The following is a 12,975-nucleotide window of genomic DNA, read 5'->3' as shown; positions in this document are numbered from 1 at the left end:
ACGACAACGATCGGGGCGCCGAGTTGCAGGTGCGCGCGGACCAGGAGGTCACGGTAGTCCTGCCAGGCAAAACTCTTGCGTGCGCCTTTGAGGAGCAGGTGAAAGCGGGGCCGGTAGATCAGCCGGGGCCGTTCGCCCGGCCGATAGCAGCACATCGCGGCGATCGAGATCCGTCGCCGGGACCGTCCCCGCACTCGCACCACGGGAGTCTGCCCGCGCCGGCCCCACGTGCGGGCGCCTGGCGGCGTCATCGCGAACCCGACCTCGTCCTCGAAGACGATGTAGGCCCCGAGCGCCGCCGCGGTGCTTCCACCTGCGGCCACACGTCCTTCTTCCAGAGCTCGACCGCGTGTTCGTCACGTTCCAGCGCGCGACGAGCCGGGCTCTGCCAGGACCAGCCGTGGCGGTGCAGGAGCCGCCACGTTCCCGCGATCGAGCAACTGACCTTGAACTGGCGGCCGATCAGCATTCTGACGCGTTCCAGTGTCCACCGCTGGTCTTTCCAGCCATGCGCGGCCGGCCCTTTGGCCAGCTCCTTTTCCAACAGGGCGAACCGTTCGTCCGACAGCTTCGGCAGTTTCGCGGGTCCCTTCGACTTCAGACCCTCGATACCGCCTTCACGCCAGTCCCGGCGCCATTGCTCCACCGAACGCTCGCTCACCCGCAGGTCTTTGGCGATGTCCGAAGTCCTGTCACCTCGTGCGAACCTCTGCCCGGCCTCCAGCCGGATCCCTTCACGCGCAGCCCGCCGCTCAGCAGTCAGGCCCCCACCATCCGCGTACCGCATAACACCGGCATACCGCAGGGATCACCCAACGTCACCACCCGAAGGCAACCCGAAAAGGTCAGTAATCTGCGGCTGCGAACCGGCCCGTCACAAAACACGACGCTCGGGGTGCTCTACCTCGCCGATTCGGTCAGCGCCGACAAGGCGAAGAGCGCGCCTATGGCCTAGACGCCATCCTGATCTCCCTCCGTCGGACCTATCTGTCCGTAGTCGCGGATCATTTGGGCAGCTTGGAGGTTCGTTCGGGGTGGGCGGCGGTGACGTAGCGCATGGCGGTCTGCTCGGTGATGCCGAACAGGCGCATCAGCCTGAGCGGGTCGGCGCTTTCGGCCGCTTCGTTGAGGATGCGGTCTTGTCGCAGGCCGCTCAGAGTCAGCCCGCAGGGAAGGGCCCCGCTCAGGGTTCCGATGCTGACGGCCGGGTGGTCGGGATCGACCGCGGTCTTCTGGCTGACCAGCAGGTAGGGGTTGGACGAGGCCGGCCAGCGGTGGTGGCGGTAGGCCGTCCAGTCGGCGGCGAGTTGGTGGGTGAGCTCCTCCAGGTAGAGAGTGTGCCGGACCAGGCCGCGGCGGACTTCGAGGGTGCCGCGGGAGAGATCAAGGCCCGTGATGTGCAGGGTCCGGATCTCCTTGCCGGGCAGCGCGTGGACGGCGGCGAGTGCCACGACGAGGCGGCCGAGCGGTGTCGTCGCCTGGTCGAGCAGCCCCATCAGGAGGTCGGAGGGGATGGACTTCGGGATGCCCTTGATGTCGCCGACCGGGAGGTCTCGGGCGGGGTTGCGGAAGATCACGCGTTCACGCTTCAGCGCGCGGAAGAGGCTGCGCAGTGCTGTGGCCAGCCCTCGGCGGGCGTAGCCGGACACCCCGTGCACGGCGTCCTCCACCTGGTTCTTGGTGATCTCCCTCAGTGAGGTGATGCCGACGGTCGTGGTCCAGGCAGTGAGGACGGGCTGGAGATTGGTGAGGTAGCGGCGGATGCCGTCGTACCCGCGCGGCTCGCCCTCGCGGGGGCCCTGTTCGCGCATGACCTTCACCCAGGTGCGCACTTCGCTCGCGACCGGCTCCGGCAGCGCGGCCAGGGTCGACTCGATCCACACCTGATCCGCGTCTCGGTGCAGGTCAGGGTCCTCCACCAGCAGGCCGCGAATGCGCAGGAACTGGCAGACGGGCTTGGCCGCGAGGTTCACGTCGATTCGAGCGAGGTCGTAGATGTCGCGCTCGAAGACCGCCGTGTCGGCGCCGAGCCAGTACAGCAGGATCGTGAGTGTGCGGGTGTTCTTCTTGTAGTCCGGCCTCTGGCCAGGCCGTTGCTGGGTGAAGTCTTCTACCAAGCGGCGGGCGGTCTCGGTAAGCGGCGGTTCGCCCGCAGGCAGGCTCCGCAGCCGGGCCAGCACCGGGGCCCAGTCCCGCCGGAGAGCGAACAGCGGTTCCTGCCCACGGCTCGTATGCAGAGCGGGCCGCCGCTCGCCGTAATCCGGCACCTCCCTGTCGGCGACCGGGAACGCCTCGAACGGCCCGCCCTTGCCGGTCGGCAACGAGATCACCAGCTGCGTAAACGGCCGGGAGGCGGGGCGGGCTTCGTCGAGGAGACGGTAGGGGTGGCAACTGCGGCAGCGTGGCTCGCTGCGCTCGCGTGCGGTGACGCCGGGCGAACTGGCGGTGCGCCGGCTGCGGGAGTTGCAGGCGGAGTTCCCCGGTGAGCTGCGCAGCGACGGCAACGACGCCGACCCGGTGTTCACCCTGCACCTGTCCGACCTGGACGTCGAGCCGATCCTGGATGCGGTGGGGGAGAAGGACAACGTCGGGCAGCGCCGTATCTGGGTCAAGGAGCGGCTGTGGGAGGCGCTGAGCGTGCGCGACACCGGTGCCTTCGTGTGCGAGCACGAGGTGGTGTGGCGCGGCACCAAGCGGGTGGCCGAGTTCGTCTTCGAGAACGTCAAGGAACCGGCGACCATGCCGACGACGCAGTTCGCGCCCAGCGTCGAGGGCCGCGTCCGCTTCGTCATCGATTACCCGTTCGATGAAAGCGACGGGCACCCCAGCGACGACACGGCGCGGATCCAACGGCTGCGGCAGGAGGGATTTGAGGCTCCCACGATCGTCTGGCTGCCGTTCTTCTTCTCCCCGCAGCGCTCCGCGCAGCTCGGCCGGCTGCTGAAGATCCAGTACCTGCTGGAGCGGGACCGGCTGGCCAACTACGCCGCCCACCTGCCCTCCGATGACCAGGTCCGGGTCAAGCACCAGCTCGAGGCCCAGCGCGACACGCTCACCAGCCAGCTCACCGACGTGCTGCGCCAGCTGTACGGGATCGCGCACCTGGACGACACCAACGTCGGCGCGGAGACACCCGACGGGCTGCACGTCTACTCCCTCTACCCGGGACACATCCCGCAGCTCCAAGGCGGCGCGCCCTTCGCGTACAACATGGCCAAGCTCGCTGATGGGCTGTTTGCCGCGCACTACCCCAAGCACCCCGACTTCGACCCGCAGGAGACCCGCAAGGCCGTCACGGTCGGCGAGCTGAAGAGTGTCTACGGGTGGATCGCGCGGGCGATGGAGGACGGGTCGCGTCGTGTCGTCGTGGACAGCAAGCAGCTGGCGCTGGTCAAGCGGATCGTGCACCCCCTGGAGTTGGGGGAGGTCCACGACGGGCCGCTGAATGTGGGCACCGAGTGGCGCCGCCGCATCGAGCAGCATGCCACCGCCCACGGCGTCAGCGGCGACTACGAGGTGGAGGACATCCGCCGCTGGATCGCCCAGCTGGGCTGGACCGGCCTGGACAAGACAGTCAGCAACCTGCTGATCGCCGTGTATGCGCTGGTCGCGGACCGCTCCTGGGTCTACAACGGCGCCTCGGCCGCCGCCCCCGAGTTGGACCGCATCGGCACCGGTTGGGCGCTGCGCGCGCAGGAGCTGCCCAGCGAGGAGGAGTTCACCGCCGCGCACGAGCGCGCTGCTGCGCTGTTTGGGGAGAGCGTGCCCCGGGTGCGCTACGCCCGCAACGTCAACGACCTAGCCTCGAAGGTCCGGGCCAAGGCGCAGGGCTGGGAGGCCGCGGTCAACGGGCTGCGGCGCTCGCTGGCCAACCACCGCACCGCACTCGGGTTGACGCAGGAGCCGACCGATCGGGAGATGGCGGTGCACGACGCCGCCGACCTGATCGCCCGCCTGGTCCGTCACAAGGACGCGACCGCGCTGGTGCGGGAGCTGTCCGCGCTCAGCTACACCACCGCGGACGACGCCCTCGCGAAGACCATGTCCTCGGCGCAGCCGACCCTGGATGTGCTGGATCGCGTCAAGTGGCAGCTGCTGGAGAGCGTGCGCGGCCTGACCGGTCGGGGAGATGGTCTTGCGGATCGGGCGCAGCGGCTGCTCGCTGAGATCGCGGAGGCGGCCGCGGCCGTAGAGTTCGAGCGGGAGCTGGGCCCGGTGCTGAACGGGGCCGAGAGCCGGGCCGTGGACATCATCAGCGAGTCCGGTCGGCTCAACGCCGCCGCCGCTCCGACACCCGTGCCCACACCACCCGCTGAGGCTCCGGTCCCGGCCCCCAGGGATGCGGACCAGGTGAGCCTGACCGAGCACGGCCGGCCCCCGCTGCCCGCGCAGCCGGCGCCCCCCACCCCTGCTACGCCTGCAGCTGCCCCTGCCAAGCGCCGGCGGCTGGTCATCGCGACCAGCCCGGGCAGCCTCGAATCCGGTCTGGCTCAGGCCCTGGCCGAACTCACCCAGCAGATCCGCTCCCATGCCGCGGCGAACCCCGGCACCGAGATCGAGATCGGCTGGGATGAAGTGGAAGGCGGTACGTCGTGACCCAGGCGATCACCCAGGCCGCGGTCCCCGAGATCGACCAGCGTGCCGTCGAAGCACTCCTGTGGACCGCGCTCCCGCATGCCAAAGGCCACCGGCTGGTGCTGGTGCACGGCCGCTACCGTGATGGCGCCCCCGGAGAGTTCACCACCCGTCTCGTCAAGGACACGGCGGCAGACGGTGAAGTGGAGCAGTACCGGGTCCACGTCAGCCACCAGTCCTCGGTGCTCGGAATCGTGGACGCCTGGCAAAACCACCTCGCCCAGCACCCCGGCGGCAGCAGGGGTGACGTCCTCGTCGTCACCACGGACGCTCCCGACACCCGGCCGATGCCGCTGGATTTGCGCGGTCAGGCCATCGGTCGCTCCCTGCTTGCGGTGGACCGCGTCGAGATCGTCAAGCAGCGCTTCGGCGCCATCGACGTCGATGCACGCATCCGCCGCCAGCCCTGGCTCGCCGACGCCCTGCTGGCCGCAGAGCCGCCGGGCGGATGGCTGCCCGTCGGCTCCGTGCTGACCCTGGACGCCGCCATGCGCGCGCTCGTGCACGCCCGCATCGGCCTGGGCGACGGCGTGTCCACCGACGCTGTGCCACTGGATGCGGAAGCCCTGCTCACCTGGTCCCGCACCCCGGGCGGCCCAGCCCACTTCGCCGAGTTGCAGCCCGAGGAGCGAGTCGGCCTGACCGACTGGCTGGAGAGCGTGGTCGGCGACGTGGCGCCGCTGCTGCTCGCCCTGGTGCAGGAAGGCCGCGGCAGCGACGCCATGGCGCTGGGGGTCGTTGCTGCCGCCCTGACCGGGCCGCAGGCCACCGCGGAGGCGGCCTTGGCGGTGGGCGCACTGTTCGGCTCCGGCCCCTTCCGACCCGACGTGCTGCGCCACTACACCCGCGCCGTGGAGGGCGTCCTCGCCCGATGGATCACCCAGGCCACAGCGGGCGGACCGCGCAGCACTGAGGCGCGCACCCGGGTCCTGGAGGTCCTGGAGCAGGCCGACCGCCTGGCGGATCGGGCGGGACTGCGCGAGTCCCTCGCCGATAGCGGCTTCCTGCCGTCCGGCTTCCGCACCCGACTGCGCTCGTTGGCCGCCACCCTCACACCGCGCCCCGACCAGAAGACCGTCAAGGCTGCCGAGGCCGCCCTTAACCAGGTGAGCAGCCACCATCTGGCGAACCTGCTCTTCCCCGAGCAGGTCCAACTCGCCGAGATGGCCGTACGCCTCGAGCGCTGGCTGACCACCCCGAAGGTCGACCTCCCCTCCGGCGCCGGTGCGGTGAACGCCGCGGTCCAGGCGCACCTGGGCGACTGGGGCTGGGCCGACCGCGCCCTGAACCGGCTGTGGGCCGGGGACGGGGCAATGGACCCGCACGTCAACGAGGCCTACCGGGTCATCCACGAGGCGGCCAGAGCCCGCCGCGACCACCTCGATCGCCAATTCGCCACGGCCCTGGCTACCTGGACCCAGCACGCCACCACCACCCAACCCGAGGGGGCGCTGCTGGTCGAGGACGTGCTGCGGCACATCGCCGCACCCCTTGCTACACAAAGGCTCCCGCTGATCCTGCTCCTGGACGGCATGAGCAGCGCGGTCGCCACCCAGCTCGGAGAGGAACTGGGCGCACCGCGCTGGACCGAGGCCGCACCCGAGGCCGGCCGACGGGCCGCCGCCGTCGCCGCGATCCCCTCCATCACCACCGTCAGCCGCGCCACCCTGCTCACCGGCGGCCTGGCAACCGGCGGCCAAAACATCGAGAAGGACGGCTTCGTAGCGTTCTGGCGCAAGCGGCGACATGAGGCCGTGCTCTTCTACAAAGCCGACCTGCCCGGCCCGGCCGGGCACCGCCTCGCCCCCGAGATCGTCACCGCCATCGCCGGCGACGGCGTCGTCGGCGTGGTCCTCAACACCATCGACGACGCCCTCGACCACGGCCAGGAAAGCTCCAAGGGCGACTGGACGGTCGGCAGCGTCCGCTACCTGTCCGAGCTGCTGGACGCAGCACGCGGCCAAGGCCGCCCCGTCGTGCTGGTGGCCGACCACGGCCACGTCCTGGACCGCACCACCCAAGGCCCGCTGCCCGCCCAGGGCGTGGAGTCGGCACGCTGGCGCATCGGACCTCCGAACGAAGAGCCTGGCGACGACGAGGTCCACCTGGCCGGCCCGCGCGTGCTCGAGGGCGGCGGCAGCATCACCACACTGTGGCGAGAAGACCAGCGCTACACCCCCCGCAAGGCCGGCTACCACGGCGGCGCATCCCTGGCGGAAATGACCGTGCCGGTGCTGGTGCTGCTGCCCTCCGCCGAAACCCTGCCGCCTGGCTGGTCGGTGCTCTCCCCGGAGGCCGTCACCCCGCCGTGGTGGCACCACGATGCGAGCCGCGCAGGTGTGCCCACCGCACCACAGCCCGCCACCACGTCCCGACCGGCCGCGAAGAAGACCCCGCCGCGCCCCGACGACGCTCCCACCCCCCTGACCCTCGGCGCGAAGGTCGTGGACACCGGCGTGTACGCGGCGCAAAAGCAGTTCGTGCGCAAGGGCCCCGAGAAGAAAGCCGTCGCTGCCGTCATCGACGCGCTCGTCGCGGCGGACGGTACGCTCTCGCTCGCCGCGGTCAGCGCCGCAGCCGCATCCTCCGGCGGACGGGCCCCGCGCAACGCGGAGTTCTTCGTCGCGGCACTGCAGCGACTCCTCAACGTCGAGGGCTACCCGGTCCTCGGTCTCATCGACGCGGGAGCGCGGGTCAGGCTCGACATCACACTGCTGAAAGACCAGTTCGGGGTGAAGGCGTAAAGATGAGTACGGTCTCGCCGGTCAGCGCGGCCCGTCGCCGCGAGGTCGTGGACGCGTTGCGACGCGGCACCGTGCCGCAATCGGGCCTCGACCTGTTCGCCGTCGGCCTGGACCGCTTCTCGGCAGCCCTGGATGACGACCTGGCCACCGCGGCCCGCGGGGGAGCCGCCTTCCACGCCATCCGCGGCGAGTACGGCTCCGGCAAGACCTTCTTCGCCCGCTGGCTCGCCGAGCGCGCCAAGCGAGCAGGCCTTGCCACCGTCGAGATCCAGATCTCGGAGACCGAGACACCCCTGCACAAACTGGAAACCGTCTACCGCCGCCTCACCGAACGCCTCACCACCGCCACCCACCCGCCCAGCGCGCTGCGTGCGGTGATCGACTCCTGGTTCTTCACCCTCGAAGAAGGAGTCCTCGACACAGGCGAAATCGACGACGAGGACGCCGACGCACTCGGCACCGCCGTGAACGCCCTCATGGAGCAGCGTCTGGCCGACGTCGCCCGCACCACCCCCGCGTTCGCGGCCGCCCTACGCGGCTACCACCAGGCCCGCGCCGCCGGCGACGCACCCACCGCCGAAGCACTGATCGCCTGGCTCGGCGGCCAAAAATCCGTCGCCTCCGCAGCCCGCCGCTTCGCCGGCGTACGCGGCGACCTGGACCACTTCGCCGCCCTCGGATTCCTCCAAGGCCTGCTGACCGTCCTGCGCGACGGCGGCCAGCCAGGACTCCTCGTGATCCTGGACGAGATCGAGACCCTGCAGCGGGTCCGCAGCGACGTGCGAGAAAAAGCCCTCAACGCGCTACGTCAGCTCCTGGACGAGATCGACGCCGGACGCTTCCCCGGCCTGTTCCTCGTCATCACCGGAACCCCCGCCTTTTACGACGGCCAGCAAGGCATCCAGCGACTGGCCCCGCTGGCGCAGCGCCTTGCCACGGACTTCTCCACCGACCCCCGCTTCGACTCCCCACGGGCCGTACAGCTGCGCCTGCCCGGATTCGACCTTGCACGGCTCGGCGAGCTCGGCCGCACCATCCGCGACCTCTACGCCCAACAGGCCTCCCACCCCGAGCGGATCGCCCACGCGGTGGACGATGAGTACATCGCTCAGCTCGCCACCGCCGTCACCGGCGGACTCGGCGGCAACGTCGGCGTCGCACCCCGCCTGTTCCTGCGCAAACTCGTAGCCGACGTCCTCGACCGCGTCGACGAGTTCGAGGACTTCGACCCCCGCCGGCACTACGCGCTGACCGTCTCCGCCACCGAGCTCAGCGAGGTCGAACGCAACGCCGCCGCAGCAAGCGCCGACGACATCGAGCTGGACCTGCCGTGACCGACACCAGCGCCGACGATCCGCTGCAGCGGCTGGACACCGTACTGCTGCACCACATCGTCAACACCCTCGGCTGGAAGTCCCTGCGCCCCCTTCAACAGGAGGCCATCGACCCGCTGCTGTCGGGAACCGACGCCGTGCTGCTCGCGCCCACCGCGGGCGGCAAGACCGAAGCCGCCGCCTTCCCCCTGCTGTCCCGGATGGCCGCCGAGAACTGGACCGGCACCTCCGTCCTCTACGTCTGTCCGCTCAAGGCGCTGCTCAACAACTTGCTGCCCAGGCTGGAGACCTACACCTCCTGGTTGGGCCGCACCGCCGCCCTGTGGCACGGCGATGTCTCCCAGCCAAAGCGCAAGGCCATCCTGCGCCAGCGCCCGGACATTCTGCTGACCACTCCGGAGTCGCTGGAATCCATGCTGGTGAGCGTGAACGTGGACCACCGCGCGTTCTTCCAAGGCCTGCGGACGATCGTCGTGGATGAAGTCCACGCCTTCGCCGGCGACGACCGCGGCTGGCACCTCCTCGCCGTCCTGGAACGGCTGCAGCGCGTTGCCGGACGACCCGTGCAGCGCGTGGGACTATCCGCCACCGTCGGCAACCCCGAGGAACTCCTGCACTGGCTCCAGGGCGCAGCCGCCGGAACACGACCCGCCAAGGTCATCGCCCCGCACCTGCACGCCCAGCCCGACACACTGTCAGACAAGGGGTCAGGTGCGCCCGCAGGGCGGCCACCCGGCGATGTCCAACTCGACTACGTCGGCTCGCTCAGCAACGCCGCCACCGTCATCGCCGCCCTCCACCGCGGTGAGAAGCGCCTGGTCTTTTGCGAGTCACGACGCCAGGTCGAAGAACTGGGGGAAAGCCTGCGTGCCAAGGGCATCACCACCTTCCTCTCCCACGCCTCCCTGTCCGTGGACGAGCGCCGCCGCGCCGAGGAAGCTTTCGCCGACGCCCGCGACTGCGTCATCGTCTCCACCAGCACCCTCGAACTGGGCATCGACGTCGGTGACTTGGACCGTGTCATCCAGATCGACGCCCCGAGCAGCGTCGCCTCCTTCCTCCAGCGCATCGGACGCACCGGACGACGCCCCAGCACCACCCGCAACTGCCTCTTCCTGGCCGTCGACGAAGGCGGTCTGCTCTGCGCCGCCGCCCTGCTGCTGCTGTGGTCGAGGGGCTGGGTCGAACCCGTCGTGCCCCCGCCCGAGCCACGCCACATCGTCGCCCAGCAGATTCTCGCCCTGTGTCTGCAAGAACACCGCATCGGCGACCGCCTGTGGCAGGAGTGGTGGGGCGGCCTCGCACCCTTCGGCCCGGCCGCCGAGCCCATCGTGCGGCACCTGGTCAGCGAGGGCTACCTCGATCAGGACGGCGGCATGCTGTTCATCGGCCCCGAGGCCGAACGCCGCTTCGGCCACCGGCACTTCATGAACCTCACCGCCGTCTTCACCGCCGCCCCCGAATTCACCGTCCTGAACGGGCGCACCGAAATCGGTAAGACCGACCCGACCCTGCTCACCGAGGAGTGCGCCGGACCGCGACGCCTGCTCCTGGCCGGACGCAGCTGGCAGGTCACCTACATCGACTTCAACCGCAAACGCTGTTTCGTGGAACCCGTCGACGGCGGCGGCAAGGCCAAGTGGAACGGCGGCGGGCTGCCCATGTCCTCCTTCGACCTGACCCGCGCCGCCCGCGAGATCCTTCTCGGCGAGGACCCGCTCGTGACGCTCACCAAGCGCGCGCAAGGCGCCCTGGCGCAACTGCGCGAGCAGGGCACGGAGACAGTCCACCCCGGCGGCAACGTGATCACCCGCGACGGCGCGGGCAAGGACCTGCGGTGGTGGACGTGGGCCGGCCACCGCGCCAACGTCACGCTGGCCGCCACCCTCGCCGGCATCGCCGACCCTCTCCAACGAGGCAACGACCTGTACGTGCGACTGCGCTCCGACCTCACCCCGCAGATGTGGAAGCAAGCCAGTGCGGACGCCGCCGACCGACTCTGCCTCCCCGACGTCGACCCCCGCGCCCTCAACGGCCTCAAGTTCAGCGCCGCCTTGCCGCAACGTCTCGCAGAAGCGACCCTCGCCGCACGCCTCGCCGACCTCGACCACGCTGCCCAGACGCTCACGGAACCAGTACGCTTCGTCACCTTTTAGAACCCTAAAGGCTAGAGGAAGGAGACTTTTGAGCCGGACTTCCCGAGGACCGCGCTGTTGTTCTGGAAGAGGGCTTGTGGGGCCCTCCTTCGACGGCCTCGGCCGCTCGATCCAAGATCTCATCTGGTTTGTCAGTGGTCTCGGCAAGCAGTTTTTTAGCTAGTAGCGTTAGTGGAACATTTATCTCAGTCTTCAGTGCGACCCCTGCGCCAAAGGAGTCAATGTGGCCGACGAAGCGTTCAGTATCGACAAGCGACCGCTGCGCGACTTGCTCCAGCAGGTTGAGGTAGGCAAGGCGCAGCTCCCCGAGTTTCAGCGTGGCTGGGTGTGGCCGTGGCCGAACATCGCGAGCCTCCTTGCGTCGATCTCGCTGAGTTATCCCGTCGGTACTGTGATGCTGCTCAGAGCTGGCGGCGACGTGAGATTCAAGTACCGCCCAGTCGAGGGAGCCACGCCAGCCGGCGAGCCAGAACCCGAGACTCTCATCCTGGACGGGCAACAGCGACTCACCTCGCTCTTCCAGGCCCTGAAGCTCCGTCGACCGGTAGTCACCCAAGATCTGCGGAAGCAGCAGGTGTCCGGCTGGTTCTACGTCGACATGCGCAAGGCGCTCGATGAGAACGACGACCGGGAGGAGGCAATTCGGTTTCTTCCGAAAGAGCGTCGGGTGCTGAACTTCCGCCGAGAGGTTATCGAGGACTACTCAAAGCCCGAGTTGGAGTACGAGCACCACCTGTTCCCTCTCGGCGCAGTTTTCGACAACGGCGACTGGGGTGACGAGTTCACGGACTACTGGGGAGGCGATAAAGATAAGCGCGCCCTATGGCGCACCTTCCGGAATGAGTTCGTTCGCCCCTTCGATCTCTACCATGTCCCTGTCATTGAACTGGGGCAGGATACTCCCCGCCAGGCGGTGTGCCAGGTGTTCGAGAAGGTCAACACCGGCGGCGTCACTCTGACCGTTTTCGAACTGCTGACCGCAACCTATGCCGCTGACGAGTTCGATCTGCGTAAGCATTGGGAGGAGGAATGCCGCGCAGCCTGGAAGGCACCCGAGTACCGCATCCTGCGAGAGGTGTCCAACACCGACTTCCTGCAGGCAGTGACCCTGCTGGCCACGGCAGCACGCCGCCAACTCGAACAGGAACAGGGAACAGAGGAGGACCGGCTCCCACGTATCGGGTGTAAGCGTAAAGACATGCTTGCCCTGTCCCTTGAGGACTACAAACGCTTCGCCCCCTCCGTCATCGCCGGATTCAAGGCAGCCGCCAAGTTCTTGCATCAGCAGTATCTCTTCGACACCAAGTTTCTGCCGTACGGCACCCAACTGATTCCACTCGCCGCCATCCTGGCGCTGGCCGATGAGGCTGCACAGAGCGCAGGAGCCCAGCAAAAGCTCGCTCGTTGGTACTGGTGCGGGGTATTCGGGGAGTTGTATGGCGGGTCCACCGAAACCCGCTTCAGCCAGGACCTACCCGACGTCGTCGACTGGATTCGTGGTGCCTCCGCCGAGCCCCGCACGGTGACCGCCGCTCAGTTCTCTCCGGGACGCCTCTTGACTCTGAGGACCCGAAACAGTGCTGCCTACAAAGGCATATACGCTCTGCTGCTGAAAGCTGGCGCCGTGGACTGGCGCACGGGAGAGAAAGCAGAAGTTACCGGGTACTTCGACGAGTCTATCGACATCCATCACATCTTTCCTAAGGCATGGTGCGAAAAGGCTGGCCTGGTACCCGCTGTGTACAACTCGATCGTCAACAAGACACCGTTGGCCGCCCGTACCAACAGGATCATCGGGGGCACATCTCCTTCCTCCTACCTCGATCGCCTGGAAAAAACCGCCGAGACAGGGTTCGAGGGCATGGCTGAGCGCATCCGCACTCACCTCGCCGATCCGAACAACATGATCGCGGACGACTTCGATGGGTTCTTTGCTGCGCGCAGGGCAGCGCTGCTTAGCCACATCTCATCGGCGATGGGCAAAGTGATCAATGACGACGAGTGGAGCGGGGACGACGAAGGCCCGAGTCTTGACCAGCTTGACGACACCGAGGACGTGTAAACGCGCACCCGTCAAATGCGGGCCGGCCCTGCCCTTGTCGAATA

The 12,975-nt window shown here is 68.6% G+C and carries 7 protein-coding genes and 1 pseudogene; 5 read left to right on the top strand and 3 right to left on the bottom strand.

The window, feature by feature from the left end:
* The 3 genes and pseudogenes from ACFVWD_RS49590 to ACFVWD_RS49580 form a co-directional block, all read right to left on the bottom strand.
* A pseudogene (locus ACFVWD_RS49590) lies at positions 1–251 on the bottom strand (DDE endonuclease); the annotation flags it as partial.
* Entirely contained in the window at positions 248–787 is a 540-nt protein-coding gene (locus ACFVWD_RS49585) for a winged helix-turn-helix domain-containing protein (RefSeq protein ID WP_389605091.1), read from the bottom strand. The pseudogene ACFVWD_RS49590 and the gene ACFVWD_RS49585, both read right to left, overlap by 4 nt.
* A gap of 217 nt (positions 788–1,004) precedes the next feature.
* On the bottom strand, positions 1,005–2,330 hold the full coding sequence (locus ACFVWD_RS49580; protein ID WP_389605089.1) for a hypothetical protein: 1,326 nt from the start codon (positions 2,328–2,330) through the stop codon (positions 1,005–1,007).
* A gap of 94 nt (positions 2,331–2,424) precedes the next feature.
* On the opposite strand from ACFVWD_RS49580, the gene ACFVWD_RS49575 reads away from it, so the two are divergent.
* From ACFVWD_RS49575 to ACFVWD_RS49555, 5 genes are all read left to right on the top strand, one after another.
* The gene (locus ACFVWD_RS49575) at positions 2,425–4,596 is read left to right on the top strand and encodes a hypothetical protein (protein ID WP_389605088.1); all 2,172 of its coding nucleotides are present in this window, start codon (positions 2,425–2,427) and stop codon (positions 4,594–4,596) included.
* On the top strand, positions 4,593–7,379 hold the full coding sequence (pglZ, locus tag ACFVWD_RS49570; protein ID WP_389605087.1) for a BREX-2 system phosphatase PglZ: 2,787 nt from the start codon (positions 4,593–4,595) through the stop codon (positions 7,377–7,379). Before ACFVWD_RS49575 ends, pglZ begins: the two co-directional genes overlap by 4 nt.
* A gap of 2 nt (positions 7,380–7,381) precedes the next feature.
* Positions 7,382–8,713 carry a BREX system ATP-binding protein BrxD gene (gene brxD, locus ACFVWD_RS49565; RefSeq protein ID WP_389605085.1) on the top strand — a complete coding sequence of 444 codons (1,332 nt, stop codon included), beginning with the start codon at positions 7,382–7,384 and terminating at the stop codon, positions 8,711–8,713.
* Entirely contained in the window at positions 8,710–10,869 is a 2,160-nt protein-coding gene (locus tag ACFVWD_RS49560) for a DEAD/DEAH box helicase (RefSeq protein ID WP_389605083.1), read from the top strand. Before brxD ends, ACFVWD_RS49560 begins: the two co-directional genes overlap by 4 nt.
* A 223-nt stretch (positions 10,870–11,092) precedes the next feature.
* Positions 11,093–12,931 carry a DUF262 domain-containing protein gene (locus ACFVWD_RS49555; protein WP_389605081.1) on the top strand — a complete coding sequence of 613 codons (1,839 nt, stop codon included), beginning with the start codon at positions 11,093–11,095 and terminating at the stop codon, positions 12,929–12,931.
* The last annotated feature ends 44 nt before the right edge of the window (positions 12,932–12,975 follow it).

Source organism: Streptomyces sp. NPDC058086, assembly GCF_042885015.1.
Taxonomy (GTDB): Bacteria; Actinomycetota; Actinomycetes; order Streptomycetales; family Streptomycetaceae; genus Streptomyces.
Note: the sequence above shows the minus strand (reverse complement) of the source record. Positions and strands in the feature narration are given on the sequence as shown.